Source organism: Streptomyces sp. NPDC001410, from assembly GCF_042895235.1.
Lineage (GTDB): Bacteria > Actinomycetota > Actinomycetes > Streptomycetales > Streptomycetaceae > Streptomyces.
This window is the reverse complement of sequence record NZ_JBIAWE010000001.1, coordinates 474,412-492,521: the sequence shown is the minus strand read 5'-3', so window position 1 is coordinate 492,521 and position 18,110 is coordinate 474,412. Positions and strand designations below refer to the sequence as shown.

Annotated in this window: 11 protein-coding genes; 4 read left to right on the top strand and 7 right to left on the bottom strand. The window is 71.6% G+C overall.

What is annotated here, in order from left to right:
- Positions 1-299: 299 nt before the first annotated feature.
- The gene (locus ACFY3C_RS02170; RefSeq protein WP_390769371.1) at positions 300-3,131 is read right to left on the bottom strand and encodes a SpoIIE family protein phosphatase; all 2,832 of its coding nucleotides are present in this window, start codon (positions 3,129-3,131) and stop codon (positions 300-302) included.
- Between the two features lie 381 nt (positions 3,132-3,512).
- Here ACFY3C_RS02170 and ACFY3C_RS02165 point away from each other — a divergent pair, with 381 nt between their 5' ends.
- A complete protein-coding gene (locus ACFY3C_RS02165; protein ID WP_390769370.1) occupies positions 3,513-3,713 on the top strand; it encodes a hypothetical protein in 201 nt (66 codons plus the stop codon).
- A gap of 426 nt (positions 3,714-4,139) precedes the next feature.
- Here ACFY3C_RS02165 and ACFY3C_RS02160 read toward each other — a convergent pair whose 3' ends face one another.
- From ACFY3C_RS02160 to ACFY3C_RS02140, 5 genes are all read right to left on the bottom strand, one after another.
- On the bottom strand, positions 4,140-4,481 hold the full coding sequence (locus ACFY3C_RS02160) for a hypothetical protein (protein WP_390769369.1): 342 nt from the start codon (positions 4,479-4,481) through the stop codon (positions 4,140-4,142).
- 55 nt (positions 4,482-4,536) lie between these two features.
- Positions 4,537-4,737, bottom strand: a complete 201-nt coding sequence (locus tag ACFY3C_RS02155; protein WP_390769368.1) for a hypothetical protein — start codon at positions 4,735-4,737, stop codon at positions 4,537-4,539.
- Positions 4,738-4,882: 145 nt separating this feature from the next.
- A complete protein-coding gene (locus tag ACFY3C_RS02150) occupies positions 4,883-7,534 on the bottom strand; it encodes a glycosyl hydrolase (RefSeq protein ID WP_390769367.1) in 2,652 nt (883 codons plus the stop codon).
- A 343-nt stretch (positions 7,535-7,877) separates the two neighbouring features.
- Positions 7,878-9,737, bottom strand: coding sequence for an alkyl/aryl-sulfatase (locus ACFY3C_RS02145; RefSeq protein ID WP_390769366.1), 1,860 nt, complete (start codon positions 9,735-9,737; stop codon positions 7,878-7,880).
- Between the two features lie 74 nt (positions 9,738-9,811).
- The gene (locus ACFY3C_RS02140; protein WP_390769365.1) at positions 9,812-11,623 is read right to left on the bottom strand and encodes a GMC oxidoreductase; all 1,812 of its coding nucleotides are present in this window, start codon (positions 11,621-11,623) and stop codon (positions 9,812-9,814) included.
- A 236-nt stretch (positions 11,624-11,859) separates the two neighbouring features.
- Between ACFY3C_RS02140 and ACFY3C_RS02135 the strand changes: the two genes are divergently transcribed.
- Positions 11,860-13,098, top strand: a complete 1,239-nt coding sequence (locus ACFY3C_RS02135; protein ID WP_390769364.1) for a PucR family transcriptional regulator — start codon at positions 11,860-11,862, stop codon at positions 13,096-13,098.
- Positions 13,099-13,265: 167 nt separating this feature from the next.
- On the opposite strand, the gene ACFY3C_RS02130 is transcribed toward ACFY3C_RS02135, so the two are convergent.
- A complete protein-coding gene (locus ACFY3C_RS02130) occupies positions 13,266-14,408 on the bottom strand; it encodes an AraC family transcriptional regulator (protein ID WP_390769363.1) in 1,143 nt (380 codons plus the stop codon).
- 649 nt (positions 14,409-15,057) lie between these two features.
- On the opposite strand from ACFY3C_RS02130, the gene ACFY3C_RS02125 reads away from it, so the two are divergent.
- Positions 15,058-16,365, top strand: coding sequence for an MFS transporter (locus ACFY3C_RS02125; RefSeq protein WP_390769362.1), 1,308 nt, complete (start codon positions 15,058-15,060; stop codon positions 16,363-16,365).
- Between the two features lie 37 nt (positions 16,366-16,402).
- On the top strand, positions 16,403-18,109 hold the full coding sequence (locus ACFY3C_RS02120) for an aldehyde dehydrogenase family protein (protein WP_390769361.1): 1,707 nt from the start codon (positions 16,403-16,405) through the stop codon (positions 18,107-18,109).
- The last annotated feature ends 1 nt before the right edge of the window (position 18,110 follow it).

Genomic DNA, 18,110 nt, shown 5'->3' with positions numbered 1-18,110 from the left:
ACGTGGGGGATGAGGTGGTCGCCTCGACCGGCTGCCGGCAGCGCCACCGGGTCCGCAGTGGCGGGCCTCCCGCCGCGCCTCCCGGTCTCCTCGGCTACTCGGCGCCGACGAAGTGGCCATCGAGGCCAGGGTACCCGGCCGCCTCGACGGCGGAATGCCGCCCGGGAAGCCCGTGATCAACGTCTTCTCCCCGGCACTCGGCTTCTCCGTACGTTCTCCGTACGCCCCGGCCCCCCGCCCGGCCCAGCTCGGCACGCGGGCGTGCGCGACGGTGGCGGGAGGGGACGTACCGGCTCACCTCACAGCGCGGTGTCATCCCATTGGTCGAGCAGCAGCTCGCCGAGTCCTTCCGCCTCCGGCGTGGCGTCGTGATGCAGGGACTGTTCGGCCCAGATGACCTTGCCGGTGGTCGTGTAGCGGGTCCCCCAGCGTTCGGCGAAGCGGGCCACCAGGAAGAGTCCGCGGCCGCCTTCGTCGGTGACCTTCGCCCGGCGCAGCCGCGGCGAGGTACTGCTGCCGTCGGCGACCTCGAAGATCAGGCTGCCCGCCTCGGGGCTGCTGACCGGCTCCGTGCGGAGCAGCCGCACGGCGATGGGCTCGGCTCCGTAGCGGATGGCGTTGGTGATCAGCTCGCTGAGGATGAGTTCGGCGGTGAAACCGACCTGCTCCAGCCCCCACTCCGCCAGCCGGCGGGCACAGGCGGAGCGTACGGGGGCCACCGCCGCCGGGTCGCGGGGCACCTCCCACTCGGCCACCTGATCCGGTCCGAGCCGGCGCGTGCGGGCCACCAGCAGCGCGATGTCATCCCGGGGCCGGTCGGACAGCATGGCCTCCATCACCGCCGAGCAGATGGCCTCCGGCGTGCGACCAGGCCCTGCCAGAGCGTCGCGCAGGGCCTCCAGGCCGGCGTCCAGGTCGCGGGTGCGGTCCTCGATCAGCCCGTCGGTGTAGAGCACCAGGCGGGAATCCTCGGGCACGGTGAGCTCGGCGGTCTCGACCGGCAGGCCGACTCCGAGTCCCAGCGGCGGGGAGACGGGCAACTGAGGGAAGTCGACGGTGCCGTCGGGCCGGACCACCGCCGGCCCCGGGTGGCCGGCGGTGGCGATGGCCAGTCGGCCCGAGGTGGGGTCGTAGACGGCGTACTGGCAGGTCGCCCCTGTGACCAGCCCCTGTCCGTCCTCCGCCGCGGCGACCTCCTCGGCGTCGATCTGCGCCACCAGCTCGTCCAGCCGGCCCAGCAGCTCCTCCACGGGCATGTCCAGGCTGGCGAAGTTGTGCACGGCGGTGCGCAGCCGGCCCATCGTGGCGGCGGCGTGCAGACCGTGACCGACGACATCGCCCACGACCAGCGCCACCCGGGTACCGGACAGCGGGATGACATCGAACCAGTCCCCGCCCACCCCGGCCTGGGCCGGCAGATAGCGGTAGGCCACGTCGAGCGCGGACTGCTCGGGAAGCGCGCGGGGCAGCAGGCTGTGCTGCAGGGTGACGGCCATGGTGTGCTCGCGGGTGTAGCGGCGGGCGTTGTCGATGGACACCGCTGCCCGGGCGGCCAGCTCCTCGGCGAAGGACACGTCCTCGTCCTCGAACGGCTGGGAGCCCTGCGCGCGCCAGAAGTACACCACGCCCAGCACCACGCCGCGGGCGCGCAGGGGCACCACGAGCATGGAGTGGATGCCGTGATCGAGGATCCGCCGGGCACGTTCGGGCTGCTGGGCCCGCCAGGCGTCGGAGGCGCTCAGGTCCGCGACCAGGACCGGGCGGCCCTCGGCCATCGCCGTGGAGACGGGATGGGCGGGAACGAGCCGGATCAGCTCGCGGACGGGGTGGAAGGGATGGTCCGCGTCGAGACCGGCGACGGCGCTGCGGCGCAGCTCGGTGATCCCGGTGGGCGCACCGGAGGTTTCCTCGCCGTGCAGGACCGGGTCCAGCAGATCGACGGTGACGATGTCGGCGAACCGGGTCGCCGCCACCTCGGCCAGTTCCTCGGCCGTGCGCTTCACATCGAGTGTGGTGCCGATCCGCAGTCCGGCGTCGTAGAGCGACTGCAACCGTTCGCGCGCCACCTCCGCCCGGCCGGACAGGGCCCGCAGCTCTGTGGTGTCCCGGAGCGTGACCACGCTGCCGCCCGGTCCGTGAGGTGCGGTGAGCCGCTTGCTGACCGCGAGCAGCCGGTCGGCCGCCAGGTACACCTCGTCGGTGGCGGGGCGGTCGGAGGCCAGCAGCCCGGCGAGGTCCTCGTCCAGCCCCAGATCGGTGATGTGCCGCCGCTCCGTGTCCGCCGGCAGGTCCAGAAGCCGTCGTGCCTCGTCGTTGGCCAGCAGCAGCCGGCCGTCACCGCCGACGATCAGCACTCCTTCCCGCACCGCGTGCAGCACCGCGTCGTGGTGTTCGTACATCCGGGTCATCTCGGTCGGCCCCAGGCCGTGGGTCTGCCGCCGCAACCGCCTGCTCACCAGGCCCGACCCGCCTGCGGCGACCACCAGGGCCGTGGCGGCGCCGCCGAGGAGGAACGGCAGCTGCCGGTTCACCCGCTGCTGCACCGTCTCGACCGTGACGGGCACGGAGACGATGGCGATGACCGAGCCGTCGGGACCCCTGACGGGCACCGCCGAGATCACGGAGAGCCCCAGCGAGCCCTTGAACGTACTCGTGAACGGCTTGCCGGTCGCCGCCGCCGCGTAGGGCCCGATGACACGTTTCCCGATCTGACTCGGGTCGCTGTGGGCGAGGGTGATCCCGTTCAGCCCGTACACGATGACGGCGTCGACGTCTGCGGCCGTGCGGGCCGCCTGGACGTGCGGCTGCAGCGCCGCGGTCGGGTTCGCGCTGTCCAGGGCCGCCACGATGCCCGGGGAGTGCGCGAACGTCTGTGCCGCGGTGAGCGTCCGGTGGCGGGCGTCGGCCATCACGTCGCGTTGAGCCTGCACCACGAGCGCCACCAGGGCGGCGGCGACGAGCAGCATCACAACCGCCAGCTGGAACAGGAAGACCTGGCCCGCGACGCTGTGCACGCTCAGCAGTGAGCCCGACCGCCACGCCTGGCCCGCCTTACGGGGCCGACCGGGGCGCCGAGTCCTCTTGGACGCATCAGGCTCATCCCGCCCGGATTGACCTGAAACTCCGCTCATGTCCCCTTTCTATCGTTTCTGGGTGGCCGACCGCGAAGCGACCGGGACGGACTGGTCCACTCAGGGACGGCGACGCGCGCATGGCCCTGCCGGGTGCCCGAGGTCACCCGCAGCCTCTGATGTCCGGCTCAAGCCCACGGGGCGACGTCAATCAGCACCAGCACCGGCGGTCTTCCCTGTTCACGCGGGGAACGTCGGAGCCTGCCCGACCGAACGCGGAGACCGGTTCGGCTTCAATCCATGAGTTCACCGACGGTCACGGAGCGGACTTACCCGTGCGTATGCGAGTCGTGGAGTTCTACCGAGTGATCTCCCTGGCCACCATGGGCCCGGCGGTGCGCGGCATCGGGCTTCGTGCACAACGCCTACATGCTGGAAGACGTGGACAAGACCGTACTGCGCGCGCCGTTTGCACCCGCACCACGCGGCCTGCTCACCGGCTCTCCCTCCCTCTCGCCCCGCCCGCCGTACTTCGTCACCAGCCGTACGGGCCGTACGACGACGCAGCGCCTCATCGCGTACACCACGGACCCGCAGACGCCCAAGCTGGGAGGCATCTTCGTCTCGGCCCTGCGCGGCTGAGCGCGCTCGTGGGCACGCGTCCGTCGGCGCGGTCGAGGATCCGGTCGACGTCTTCGGCGGGCAGGGCGACGACGCTGTCGACGCCCCCGACGACGAGGTCGCCGGTGCGTACGGTGACGCCGCCGACCTTGACTGGACGTCCGAACACGCCGCGGAATCCTTGCGGGTGCCGAGGATCGCGTTTCGGTCTCGCCCCCAGTGGCCGAAGCGGGCGCCGCCGAGGTCGGCGACCAGGACGGATCCGGCGGGAGCGCGAAGCACCGCATGGTGCAGCGCCACGTCGTCGCCGGCCCCCTGCACGGTGAGGGCCGGGGCCGCACAGCCGGGCGCCGACCCACACCGACCGGATGCGGGGGGACAGGGTGATGGACAGCCCGGACGCCTCGGACAGCGTCGCGCTGGAGTGTCCGCGGGCGGCGTCGTTCGTCAGGCTGACGTGCACGAGGGGTCTTCCCGGGGCTGGAGCGAGCGGTAGCCGAGCTTTACCCTCGCTCCGCGGAGCGTGGCGCCTGCGCGCACGGTCTCGACGACGGCCTCTTCGACCCGGTCGATGTGCCGGGCGATGTCCGTGACCTCGTCCCACCGCGAGGCTGGGACCACTACGGCGCCGTCGTCGGCCACGAGGATGTCGCCGGGGTGGATGACGACGTCGTCGACGGTGAGGGCCGTCTGGACTGCGGCCACCCGGACGCGGTCCTTGCCGGTCCGCATGAACTGGGAGACCGACCCGATGGGGTCGTCGACCGGTTCGTAGGCGACGGTGCACACGGGCCCGACGATCCGCCGGCTGGGCGCAGCGCCCGCATGCCGTGGAAATGGAGGGCTACGAGGAGAAGCATGGCACCACGCATGAGGGCTGTCTCCGGGACAGCGCGGCGTCGTTCAGGGGCAGCTTGCGCAGGCCGGTGGCCGCCGGGTCGAGGCGGTCGGCGTGCCCACCGGCGCGGGCGATGCCGCAGCCGTGGATCCGGTCCTCGGTACGTTCGCCGGCAGCGCCGCAGCTCCAGCTGCGTGATGGCTCCACGACCTGACTCGACGCTTCGAACGCTCGACGAGTCGCACGGCCACCGTGCGGACACTTGTCTGTCGTCAGGCACCCTGATCAGTCCGGGGGCCTCCACCCTGTGCCCGGGCAATGCCGGGCACAGCGTGGAGGGCCGGGTGTCGCGTTACGGCGTCGGTGTCTTCCAGATGCCGCGGCCGTGCGTGGCCACGTACAGCCGGCTGCCGTCCGGGCTCGGCGAGAGGTAGACCGCCGGCGAGGTGGGCAGGTTCGTGCCCAGGCGCGCCCAGTGGCCCGCCGACGTGCTGGTGAACACGCCCAGGTCGGTGGCGACCACGAGGGTGCCGTCCTCGGTGACCAGCGCCGCGTTGGCCGGGGCGTCCGGGAAGGAGTCCGCGGCCGAGGCGTCGCCGCTGATGTCCGTCCAGGTCGTGCCGCCGTCCGTCGTCTTCCAGACGTGGCCGTAGCCCGCGCCGGGGCCCTCGTTCCAGTGCCGCGAGAAGCCGTTGATCACCGCGTAGACCGTCTTGCCGGAGGCGTCGGACGGGTCGATGGCCAGACCGGAGATGTAGCGGTTCGGGAAGGCGGCGGGCAGGTTCACCTCGTGCCAGGTGCCGCCGTAGTTGGTGGCGATGCCGCGCCCGAAGGAGCCGTCGACCCGGGAGCAGGGGCCGCACCAGGCCGCCCACGTCACGTGGTTGCGGCTGGCGACCGCCGAGGCGGAGTGGCCGGCGCCCAGGTCGTAGAGCTTGGTCCAGTCGGCGCCGGAGGTGCTGTTCCAGGTTTTGGTGTTGCCCCACACGTACTGGCCGCCCGCGACCCAGTAGCTGTTCGGGTCGGTCTCGTCCGCGCTGAACGGGGCGATGAAGCGGGCTCCCGGGTCGCCCGGCGCGATGTCGGTGATCACGTCCTCGGAGCCGTCGTCGCTCGCGGTGTAGCCGCAGTTGTTCGTGATCTGCAGTGCGAGGTCGACGTATTCGCCGACCGTCTGGCAGCCGTTGGCGGGGTTGACCAGTTGGTCGCCGCCGTCGCCGCCGAACGGGGAGACCATCTCGCCGTCCGGGTTGAGTTGCTGACCCTGGTAGGTGGCGCCCTTGGGTGCGAGCAGCGAGACGCCGTTGTCCTGGAGGCCGCCCCATACGGCGTCGCCGCTGCCGTCGGTCATCTTGCCCGCGCGCACCGAGTAGTACTGGAGGTTGCGCAGGGTGCCCGATTCGTTGAGGTTGCGCCAGCCGGCGGTGGTCTGCGTGGTGGGGCGGGCGTAGGCGCCGCCGTCGTTGCCGACGAACACCTCCGGCGTGCTGCCCTTCCACTGCGAGAAGGCGAGGGCGTGCTGGTCGGAGTGCATCACGTCGCCGTCGCAGGAGTTCGCGGCCGGGTCGTACGAGAAGCACGGCATGCCGAAGTTCCAGTACCGGCCGATCGACTTCCAGGTGGCGCCGCCGTCCCGGGACTCGAACATCTCCTCAAGGCCCAGGTAGACGTGGTCAGGGTCGCTCGGGTCGACCGCGATCACCTGGTCGTACCAGGACTGGGAGCCGGGCTGGTAGCCGGTGCCGATCTCGTTGACCTTCATCGCCGAGCCGCTCGTCGACAGCGACGAGGAGGTCGCTATCTGCTTGAACGAGCCGCCGGCGTTGCCGCTCTGGCTGACGTACACGCCGGCGAGGACCGAGTACACGCCGGAACCGGAGGCCTTGTTGAGGAGCTTCGGGGACTCCATCGAGACGTACAGCCTGCTGCCGTCGGCCGCGTAGGCGAAGGCGGCGTTGCCGATCTCGGCGGGGTTGATCGCACCGGTCGGGTTGGCGCGCTTCCACGAGGTGCCCGCGTCGTCGGAGTAGTAGAAGCCGTTGTAGTCGGCGCCGCTGCGCCAGGCCACGTTGGCCAGCAGCTTCTTCCCGCCGCTGCCGGGCTGTACGGCGATGTCGTTGGCGATGTCCGCGTAGTGGCCGTCCACCCCGCAGCTCACGCTGCTGATGCCGACGCCCGCGCAGGGGGCGAGGACCTTCGTCCAGGCGGTGGATCGGCCGGCCGACAGCGGGCGCCGGAAGACGCCGTGCGAGGAGGCCGCGAAGACATAGCCTGCTGCCTTGTCGAAGGTGACGGTGTGGATGGAGGACGAGTCCAGTTCCGTGCCGCCCACCTTGTCGCTCTCGCCGAAGGTGCCGGTGACCGGGTCCGCGAGACGGTAGACGCCGCTGCCGAGGTAGTTGTCGGAGGCGGTGGTGGCCTCGCCGGTGGCCAGCCACAGCGAGCCGTCGGGGGCAACCGCGAGGGCGCCCACGGACAGGGCGGGCAGCCGGTCGGCGATCGGCGTCCAGGTTCTGCCGTCGTCGGTGGAGCGGAACACGCCGCCGCCGGCGGCGCCCGCGTAGACCACGCCCTGGTGCGTCGGGTCGGTGGCCAGAGCGGCGATACGGCCCGCCGAGTGGCCTGCACCACCACCGGAGTTGGAGGCCGACTGGTCCCGGTAGTGCAGCGCGTCCTCGTTGTACGGGGAGGTGGTGACCTCGGACCAACTGCCGGCCTTGATCGGCATGTTCTTGATGTGCGTCCAGGCGTCGGCGTACGCGCCCGGCGCGATCTGGCCGCTGGGGGAGAGCCTCGGCTCGTTGAACGCGTCGAGGGATTCCATCAGTTCATGGGACTCCTCGCCCGCCACGTCATGGCGGCTGGAGTCCGTGTCGCTCGCCCCGAACGCGGCGACGGGTCCCGTCCCCGCTATCAGGAGTGCGGCGGCTGCGGCGGCGAGTGTCCTTCTGCCGCCGCTCTCCGCCCCGCGGCGCGGTCTGCGCCGTGCGGAATACCCACGCATGGATGTCTCCGGCTTCTTCGGCGTAGGCCGCGGCCGCCCCTACGGCCGCACTTGATCTCCTACTGCCGAGCGCCGGAACCGTACTCCCGCGCCCACCCTCAACCCCAGGGGTTTACAGCAATTTTATAGCCTGACAAACGTAACGATTGCCAAAAATGGCCTCGTTCGCCATCCGGCCTCTCCGAGTGACGGCACCCCTCATTACTTGCAGCGCAGCCGGCCGGTTCTCCATCACCCCAGCCCCTGCCACGGTCGACATCAGGCCTGGACCACTTCGAAGGCAGTCCAGGCCGGGCTCGCACTACACCGCCGCCAAGAGCGAGAAAGACCTGACGGAGTCCTACTAGGGCAGGGCGATCGGGAAGGTGAGGGACGGCTCCTCCAACAGGCTCAGCAGGGTGGGCAGGGCTTGCCGGTCGCCCTTGACGCTGATCGTTCCGGCGGACTCGGCCGCGGCGAAGGCCGCCGTGCCCATGAGCGCCCGGTCGAACTCGGCTCTGGTCAGCCGGAGTACGGCGTCCGGCTGCCCGCCGCCGGGGGCGTCGCCGCGCATGGGGGTGAGCACCCCGTTGGCCAGCAGCAGCGTCCAGGTCTCCGCCGTGTCGGTGAACTCCCACCGCAGCAGCAGCCGGTGGGCCGCGGCCGCCGGACCGTCGAGGCGGACCGCCCACGACTGGAAGATCTGCTGCGTGGAGAGGGCCGGGACCATCGCCAAGCCGGAGCTGCCTGCCGTGGCGCGCCGGGCCTCGGCAGGCTGGCGAAGTTCGCGGGCGCCACAGAGGTAGAAGTTGCGCCAAGTGCCGTTCTCCGCGCCGTGGGCGAGCCGTTCGAAGGTCGCGGCCTGCAGCTCCCGGGCCCCGGCGTGGTCGGGCTCGGCGAACAACACGTGATTGAGCACCTCCGCGACCCAGCGCAGGTCGCCGGCGTCGAAGGACTCGCGCGCCTTCTTCACCACGGCCTCGGCGCCGCCCATGAAGTCGACGTAGCGCCGGCCCGCCTCCTCGGGCGGGAGCTGCCACAGATGGGCCGGGTTGCCGTCGTACCAGCCCATGTAGCGCTGGTACACGGCCTTGCTGTTGTGGCTGAGCGAGCCGTAGTAGCCCCGGGCGTGCCAGGCGCTGCCCAGGTCTCCCGGGAATTCCTGCAGCTCCTCGGCGATCTCCGTCGCGGTCAGGCCGCGGTTCATCAGCCGTACGGTCTGGTCGTGGAGGTAGGCGTAGGCGTCCCGCTGCTCGCAGAGGAGCGTGGTGAGCTCCACGCGGCCCCAGGTGGGCCAGTGGTGGGAGCCGATCAGCACCTCGGCGCGGTCGGCGAAGAGCTGGACGGTCTCCGTCAGGTATCCGGCCCAGGCCTGGGCGTCGCGAACCTCGGCGCCGCGCAGGGTCAGCACGTTGTGCAGTGTGTGGTTGGCGTTCTCGGCCACCAGCAGGACCCGGTGGTCGGGCAGCAGGAAGTTCATCTCGCTGGGCGCCTCGGTGCCCGGCGTCAGCTGGAAGACCATCCGGACCCCGTCGACGACCATCTCCTCCCCGGTGCGGGTGATCAGCGCGGTCGGGGCGATCAGGCCGACGCGCCCGCTGGAGGTGCCCTGGCCCAGGCCGAAACCGATCATTCCCCCGGGATCGGCCGACAGCCACGTGCCGTACATGTAGGCGGCGCGGGCGAGCATGGCGGGCCCGGCGATGACGTTCTCGCCGACCGCGTGCTCCATGAAGCCCTCTGGGGCGATCACCGGCACGCGGCCGGCGGTGACGTCCGGACGGTCCACCACGCCGCCCACGCCGCCGAAGTGGTCGAGGTGGCTGTGGGTGTAGACGACGGCGCTGACCGGCCGCTCACCGCGGTGGCTGCGGTAGAGGGCGAGCCCGGCGGCGGCACACTCCTCGCTGATCAGCGGGTCGATGACGACCAGTCCGGTGTCGCCCTCGACCAGGGTCATGTTGGAGAGGTCGAAGCCGCGGATCTGGTACACGCCCGGCACGACCTCGAAGAGGCCGTCGAGGGCATTCAGCCGGGCCTGCCGCCACAGGCTGGGGTTGGCGGTCTCCGGGCAGTCCTGCTCCAGGAACGACCACCGCTCGTTGTCCCAGACGACACTGCCGGTCGCATCACGGATGATGCACGGGTCGAGACGTCCGACCAGGCCCCGAGTGGCGTTCTTCAGGTCGGTCGGGTCGTCCCAGTCGAGTTCGCTCGCGTTCAAGATTCCTGCTTTCGGTCGGTGGTGGTCAAACGTGAGTTGATCGGCGACGCTCTCGCGCCAGGCAAGCCACATGCTCAGTGGAGGCTGTCGGTGGTCTCCGTGCCGACGGTGGGCATGGGGAGGAGCGGGAGGCGCAGGGCTGCGAAGGCGGTGTGGGGCACGACGGGGCGGGTCGGCTCGACCGGAGGGGTGTAGCGGTAGGACTCGCCCTGGGCGGGCCGGGAGTCGCGTTCGCCCTTGTTGGGCCACATGGACATGGCGCGCTCGGTCTGGGCGGTGATGGTGAGGGAGGGGTTGACGCCCAGGTTGGCGGAGACGGTGGAGCCGTCGACGACGGTGACCCCCGGGTGCCCGTAGAGGCGGTGGTAAGGGTCGACCACGCCGGTTTCAGGGCTGTCGCCGATGGGGCAGCCGCCGATGAAGTGCGCGGTCAAGGGGATGTCGAGGAGTTCACCGACGGTGTGGCCCGGGAAGCCGTTGATCTCGTCGGCGAGCAGGCGGGCGGCCTGCTCGGCGGCGGGGATCCAGCTCGGGTTGGGGGCTCCATGGCCCTGGCGGGAGGTCAGCACGCCCTTGCCCCGGCGCACGCGCTTGAGGGAGACGGTGAGGGAGTTGTCCAGGGACTGCATGACCAGGCCGATGATGGCCCGCTCCGACCAGCGGCGTTTGCTCAGCGAGCGGGCGAAGAGGACCGGGTGCCGGACGGAGGTGGCGAGGAAGCGCAGCCAGCGCGGGCCGCGACCGCCGCCCGGGGCCTGGAGCACGGCCAGCAGACCCATGGAGTTGGAGCCCTTGCCGTAGCGGACCGGCTCGATGTGGGTGTTCTCGTCCGGGTGCATGGAGGAGGTGATGGCTACGCCCTTGGTGAAGTCGGCACGGCGTCCGTAGCGGCGATCGGTGGTCTGTGCGGTGACGATGGCCTCGGAGTTGGTCCGGCTGAGGTGGCCCAGCCGGTCGGAGATGTGCGGAAGGTCGCGGCGTGCCTTGAGGGTGTGCAGCAGGGTCTGGGTGCCGTAGGTGCCTGCGGCGACCACGACACGGCGGGCGGTGAAGCTGCGCTGCCCGCGCCTGCGGGAGTCGCTGCGACGGGTGTCGATGATGTAGCCGTCGCCCTCCTCCCTGATCCGGGTGACGGTGGTCAGCGGGTGGATCTCGGCGCCGCCGCGCTCGGCGAGGTGCAGGTAGTTCTCGGTGAGCATGTTCTTGGCGCCGTGGCGGCAGCCGGTCATGCACTCACCGCACTCGGTGCAGGCCCGGCGAGCAGGTCCCGCGCCGCCGAAGTACGGATCGTCGACCTCCTCACCCGGCTGCACCCGGCGGCTGCAGTCCGAGTCCCCGCCGTCCCCGAAGAACACGCCGACCGGTGCCAGATGGAAGCTGGACCCCACCCCCATGTTCTCGGCAACCGCCTTCAGATGGACGTCGGAAGGGGTGAGCGTGGGGTTGAGACGCACCCCGAGCATGCGCTGCGCCTGGTCGTAGAAGGGCGCCAGCTCCTCCTGCCAGTCGGTGATGTGGCCCCACTGGGGATCGCTGAAGAACGCCTTCGGCGGCACGTACAGGGTGTTCGCGTAGTTGAGGGAGCCGCCGCCGACGCCCGCGCCGGCCAGGACGAGCACGTTGCGCAGCAGGTGGATGCGCTGGATGCCGTAGAGGCGCAGAGCGGGGGCCCACAGGTAGTTGCGCAGGTCCCACGAGTTCTTCGGCAGGTCGGCGGCGGTGAAGCGGCGGCCGGCCTCCAGGACGGCGACACGGTAGCCCTTCTCGGTCAGGCGCAGCGCGGCCACCGAACCGCCGAAGCCGGAGCCGACCACGACGACGTCGTAGTCGAGCTCGTTCTCCTCCGGCGGCCGGCCGTGGTCACGGGGGGCGTCGGGAGTTGTCATGGTCAGCCTCCGAGGGAAGAGACGAGGGCGGCCACCGTCCGGGGAAGAGCGGAGCCACTGCGGCAGGCCGCCCCACGGGATTCGTCCGCGAGCGGTCGTCACTGGCGACCGCTGTGCGCCTCCCGCGACAGGTGTGGCCATACGTTAAGCCGGAACGACAGACCGGAAGGATGTGCGGCTGCCCAGCACCAGCAGTGTCCGTTGTGCCGCTGCACCAGTGTGGGTACCGTGAGGGCATGGAGTCGGCCGCCTCGGACATCGCGTCCTTGATCAAGCTGGTCGCCGGACGGCTCCTCGACGAGGTCGACGCCCTCCTCCTGGACATTGACGCGGCCATCTTCGAGGTGGCCCCGATCTTGGCCGAGGACCCGACGCTGGCCGCGGAGAGCCGGGCCAGCAGCCGGGCGAACGTGCTGCGCTGGCTGACCGCCATGCAGGTGCGTCCCGGCGAGCCGGTCTCCCGGGACGCACCTTTGGAGACCCTCGACCTGGCCCGGACGCTGGTGCGCCGTGGCGCCGAACTCGATGCCCTCGTGCAGTCCTATCGCAGGGGCCAGAACGTGGCATGGCGGCGGTGGATGGACCTCGCGGCCGCCGCCATCCCGTCCCGCGGCGACCTGGTCGAGGTGCTCCAGGTGTCCTCGGCCCTGATGTACGAATACGTCGACCGTGTGCTGGACGCCGTCATCACGCGCATGCAGCAGGAACGCCAGGACCTGCTCTCCGGGGCACTGGCTCGGAGAGCCGAGACGATCCGGCTCCTTCTCGACGGAGCCCCCATCAGCGCCGAACGAGCCGGCCGGCAGCTCAACTACGACCTCACCGGAAGGCACGTCGCCGCGGTGCTGTGGTCCGATCCGCCGGGCGAGGTCCACGGGATGCTCGAGCAAGCTGCCGGAACCCTCTCCACGGCGGCCTGCTCACGGCCGCCCCTCACCCTGCCTGCCGGCACGCGCACGCTGTGGGCCTGGCTTCCCGTCCGCCACGAACCTGACTGGCAGGAACTCCGCGATGCCATGGCCCACGCGGCTCCCAGGGTTCGCGCGGTCCTCGGACCGCTCCGCGACGGCGTCATCGGGTTCAGACGCAGCCACGCCGCTGCGCTCGCCGCCCAGCGGCTCCTCGTCGGCACACCCGACGGAGAGCAGCTCACCGCCTACCACGAGATCGAAGCCGTCGCCCTCGTCAGCCAGAACGAGGAGCGCATGGCGGAGTTCATCACCTCCACCCTGGGGCCTTTGTGCGGCGCCGACCCGACGCACCTCACTCTGCGGTCCACCCTGCGGGTCTACCTCGACGAAGGCGGAAACGCCCCGCGGGCAGCCGAGCGACTGCACACCCATCGCAACACCGTGCTGCACCGGGTCGCCCGCGCCGAAACGCTCCTGGGATACCGGGTCACCGAGCGCCGCCTGGCCGTGTCCCTCGCCCTGGAACTCCTCCACCGCCTCGGCAGCCGGGCGCTGCCGCGGTGAGCGCCGCCTCATCGGGGCGGAAGCTGTTCGGCAACGGCAACGCCGGCCCCTCCGGCGCGCGCCCCCTCCGTGAACCGAGCACCGGTTCCACGGCCTCCGCGGACCCCGGCGCGGACGCGCGTGACGGCGGGCAGCAGCTGCGGAGCTGCGAGTCGGGGTGGCCCACGTCAAGCGTGCGCTGCCGCCGTCTCGGACGTCCCGCTCTGCCGCTCCGTGCGCCGTACGGCGGAGGGCGTCATGCCGAACCAGCGCCGGCAGGCACGGGACAGGGCGCTCTGCTCGGCGTAGCCCAGCCGGCGGGCGATCCGGCCCAATGCCATGTCCGTCTCCGCGAGCAGCCGCTCGGCGGTGTCCCGACGCACCACGTCGACCAGGTCCGTGACGGACAACCCCTCCGCTGAGAGGCGTCGTTGCAGGGCGCGCGGGTGCAGACCCAGGCGGACGGCGATGTCCTCGACGGTAGGCACTCCCTTGGGCAGCATCTGCTCCGCCAGCTCGGTGACCGGGCGTACGAGGCAGGCACTGTTCCGCGGGGTGGTGTCGGCGAGGTGCTCCACGAGCACGCGGTGGGCGACCGGGTCGTGCTCCAGGGGGTGGCCCAGGTCTGCGGCGCTGATGGTGAAGCCCGGCCGGGGCTGGTTGAAGAGCACCGTGGTGGAGTAGTCGCTCTCATAGTCCGCCTGAGGCGTCAGCGGGCGGTGCGGAACGTGGATGTCGACAGGACGGAAGGACGAACCGGCCAGCAACTGAAGCACCGTCAGCGCACGCGCCAGGATCGCCTCGGCTCCCTGGGGATGGATCCACCGCCGGCCGAGGGTGCTGCGGAACTCCACAAACGCCAGGCCTTCGCCGGGTCGGGGGACCAGCCGGAGCGAGCAGGCCGTGGAGTAGGTTCCGAGGTAGCGGCTGAAGACCTCGACCGCCTCCGCGAGGGTACGGGCGGTGCGCGCGGCGGGTACCACGGGTCCGAGGATGTCTGCACTCTGCCGCCGGCCCAGCCTGCGCCCCAGATCCGGTGTGCCGGTGCTCTCGGCGGCGGCCTCCAGCACCTCCATGACTCGCCGAAAGGGCAGGTACTCCTCGTACCGGCCCGCCGCCACGGGCTCGATCCCGGCGGAGTGGAGCAGCTCGTCCGGCGCGCCGCCCAACTCCGTGACCAGCTCACGGAATTCGCTCAGCGCGGAACCGCGGACCAGCCCATGTCCTGCGGCGGTGTGCGGGCGGTTCGGCCGGCAGGCCCGGCTCTCGCCATGCACGCCGGTGGAGCGGCCCGGCCCAGGGCCCTGCGCGACAGCTGCTTCTCGGCTCATCGGCGACCGTACCTCCTCATCGGGCCACTGTGGTCCACCGGCACCGACCTGCGGCTCCGTATCGGCTGCGGGGTGCCGGGCCACGCCGTCGAGACCGCTGTGGACAGCGCGGGGAGGCGGCCTCGACCGGCGCGGGACGTCGTCGCCAGGGCATTTCGGAAAAGCCTAAGCAGCCGAGCGGGGAGTGACACTGTGCACGCGCACAATGTCGGGGTGGCAGACCGTGCGGTCGCACATGGTCGTGCGATCCCTTCCGTCCTGCCCCGCACAGCGCGGCGCCACCGGCACACGGTGTCGCGCGAAGCCAAATTGTCGGCACCCCAAGGCAAGACCCACCGCAGGGTTCTTCGCGATGGTGATGGCGGGCGCACCTCGCGGGGCTCATGCCGACACCGACGTGGCCGCTTGTGATCCGTACTGACCAGCGCTCGAAAAGGAACCATCCCGTGGTGAACCCGGCCCACCACGCCACACTGCCGATCAACGAGCCGGGGCGGCCGATGGCCACGCAGATGGAGCCTCGTCCTCGTTCGGTGGCCCCTGCCGGATGACCGACCAAGGCACCCCGGGCGCATCACGATCGCCGGCGTCCCGCTCGTCCGAGCCCCGTCCGATTCCTGTCCGCAACAGTCACCTTCCCGGAGCCATCGTGACCGACAACGACGTCGCCCCCGTCAGAACCACCGACCTCTCCCTACCAGGACCCCACTCCAGGCGACGGGCGTGGATCGTCACCGGGTTGCTCGTGGTCTTCATGATGGTCAATTTCGCCGACAAGTCCGTCGTGGGCCTTGCGGCCGACTCGATCCGCCGTGACCTCGGCCTGTCGGCGACTTCCTTCGGACTGGCCAACAGCGCGTTCTTCCTGCTGTTCTCCGTCTGCGGCGCGGCGGTCGGGCTGCTGGCGGACCGGGTACGGCCGCGGTGGCTGCTGCTCGGGATGGCGCTGCTGTGGTCGGTCGCCCAGCTACCCATGGCACTGGGCGGCGGGGTGGCCGTGCTGGTCGCCTCCCGGATCCTCCTCGGGGCCGCGGAGGGGCCGGCCTTCCCCGTCGCCCAGCACAGCGCCCTGTCCTGGTTCCCCAACCACAAGCGCAACCTGCCCGGCTCCCTGATCAGCGTCGGTACCACCCTGGGCGTCGTGGTGGCGGCCCCCGGGCTGACCTGGGTGATCCACCACCACGGCTGGCGCGCCGCCTTCGGCCTGGTCGCGGCCGTGGGCGTGGTCTGGGCCGCGGTCTGGGCCACCCTCGGCCGGGACGGCAGCCACGCGGCCGACACCCCCGTGAATGCCGTTACGGAGGCCGGCGACCCGGGCCCCGCCGACGCCCCCTACCTGCGCATCCTCCGCACCGGTAGCTGGATCGGCAGCACGGTCGCCTTCTTCAGCACCTACTGGTTGACGGCGCTGGCGCTGGTGTGGGTGCCCTCCTACCTGCGCGACGGGCTGGGTTACTCGGACACCGCCGCGGCGAACCTGGTCGCTGTGCTCTGGGCCGTCAACGGCGTCGCCATGCTGGGCCAGGCCGGACTGACCGGATGGCTGCTGCGCCGCGGCGTGCGCAGCCGCTGGGCCCGCGCCCGCGTCGGCGGCATCACGCTGATCGTGTGCGCCCTGTGTTGTCTCGGCCTGTCGGGACTGGCGGGCGGAGCACTCGCCGTCGTGTTGCTGATCGTCGGGTTCGGCCTGCCCGGGCTCATGGTGAGCGTGGCGGTGACCTCGGTGGCCGAAGTGGTCCCCGGTCGGCGCCGCGGGGGCGCCCTGGGCCTGATGACCGCCGTCGTCACGACGGCCGGCCTGGTCGCCCCCGTCCTGACCGGCCACCTCGTCGACACCCAGGGCACGGCCGGTTACCGGCACGCCGTGCTGCTCGTGGGCGCACTCCTGCTGATCGGCGGTACCGCTGCCGTCACCCTGATCGACCCGGCCCGCGACGCACGCCGCCTGGCTGCATGACGCACTCCGTTCCCTCTGTCCGCCACCAAGGAGTGACGTGAACAGCACCACCCTCGACACCTCCGCCCTCGACCGGGCCCTGCACGAACTGCGGGAGAACGCCGCGTCCTGGGCCGCCGCACCGCTCGCCGAGCGGATCGGCCTGCTGGAGCGGCTGATGCCGCGGATCCGCGCCGCCGCGGCCGAGCTGGCCGCGGCCGGCGCCCGCGCCAAGGGGTACAGCCCCGACTCCCCCTGGGCTGCCGAGGACTGGGCGGGCGGCCCGTGGGCGCTGGCCCAGAACGTCAGCGCCCGCCTCCGGGTACTGCGGCGGATCGCCGCCGGCCAGGACCCGCTGCCCGCGCGGGCGGTCCACGAGCACGGCGGCCGTACCTGGGTGGACGTCTTCCCCGCCACCGGCTGGGACCGGTTGCTGCTCAGTGGCTATTCGGCCCAGGTCCGGATGGGGGCGGGCACCACCGCCGAGCAGGTGCGCCACCGGGCGGCCGGACTGCACCGCGGCCGTCCGGAGCCGGCCGGGGTGGCGCTGGTCCTCGGCGCGGGAAACGTCGCCGCCCTGACCGCCGTCGACATCCTGCACAAGCTGTACGCCGAGGGCCAGGTCGTCGTCGCCAAGATGAACCCGGTCAACGCCTATCTGCGGCCCCACTTCGAGCGCATCTTCGCCGAGTTCACCGAGCGCGGCTGGTTGCGGTTCGTCGACGGCGGCCCCGCGGAGGGCGCGTACCTCACCACCCACGACGGCGTGGACTCCATCCACGTCACCGGCAGCGACCGCACCCACGACGCCATCATGTGGGGCACCGACGACCAGGCCGAGCAGCGCCGCCACGACGACCAGCCGTTGGTCGACAAGCCGTTCACCAGCGAGCTGGGGGGAGTCAGCCCGTGCATCGTGGTGCCGGGACAGTGGAGCGCAGCGGACTTCCGCTTCCAGGCGGAGCACATCGTCACCAGCAAGATGAACAACTCCGGCCACAACTGCATCGCCAGCCAGGTGCTGGTTCTGCCCCGCTCCTGGGCCGGCACCGAGCGCCTGCTCGACGAGATCCGCACGGTGCTGCGCACCCTGCCGGCCCGCAGCGACTACTACCCCGGCGCCGACCGGCGGCTGGCCGCGGTCCGCGCGGCACATCCGGAGACCGAGAGCTACGGCGACGGCGGCCGGCTGCTGGTGCCGGACATCGCCGACCACGATGACGTGCTGCTCAGCAGTGAGGTGTTCGCCAGCGCCCTCGGCGTGGTACGCCTGCCCGGCGAGACCCCGGCCGAGTTCCTGGGCAACGCCGTCGACTTCGCCAACGGCACCCTCCCCGGCACGCTCGGCGCGACCCTGATCGTCCACCCGGCCACCGAGCGGGCCCACCGGGCCGTGGTGGAGTCGGCCATCGCCGAGCTGCGCTACGGCACCCTGGGCGTCAACTGCTGGTCCGCCGTCGGTTTCCTGCTCGGCTACACGCCCTGGGGCGCCTACCCGGGCAACACCCGGCAGGCGATCGGCAGCGGCATCGGCTTCGTCAACAACGCCTTCATGCTCGAGGACGTCGAGAAGACCGTGGTGCGCGCGCCCTTCGCGCCCGCCTCGCGTGGCCTGTTCACCGGCTCGCCGTCACTCTCGCCCCGCCCCCCGTACTTCGTCACCAACCGCACCGGGCGCACCACCCTGCAACGCGTCACCGGCTTCACCACCGCACCCGGTATCACCCGACTGCCCGCCGTCTTCGCCTCCGCACTCCGCGGCTGAT

Excerpts from the sequence above, each read along its gene's own strand:
- ACFY3C_RS02170 (WP_390769371.1), bottom strand. The coding sequence starts at position 3,131 with ATGAGCGGAGTTTCAGGTCAATCCGGGCGGGATGAGCCTGATGCGTCC.
- ACFY3C_RS02150 (WP_390769367.1), bottom strand. The coding sequence starts at position 7,534 with ATGCGTGGGTATTCCGCACGGCGCAGACCGCGCCGCGGGGCGGAGAGC.
- ACFY3C_RS02140 (WP_390769365.1), bottom strand. The coding sequence starts at position 11,623 with ATGACAACTCCCGACGCCCCCCGTGACCACGGCCGGCCGCCGGAGGAG.
- ACFY3C_RS02135 (WP_390769364.1), top strand. The coding sequence starts at position 11,860 with ATGGAGTCGGCCGCCTCGGACATCGCGTCCTTGATCAAGCTGGTCGCC.
- ACFY3C_RS02130 (WP_390769363.1), bottom strand. The coding sequence starts at position 14,408 with ATGAGCCGAGAAGCAGCTGTCGCGCAGGGCCCTGGGCCGGGCCGCTCC.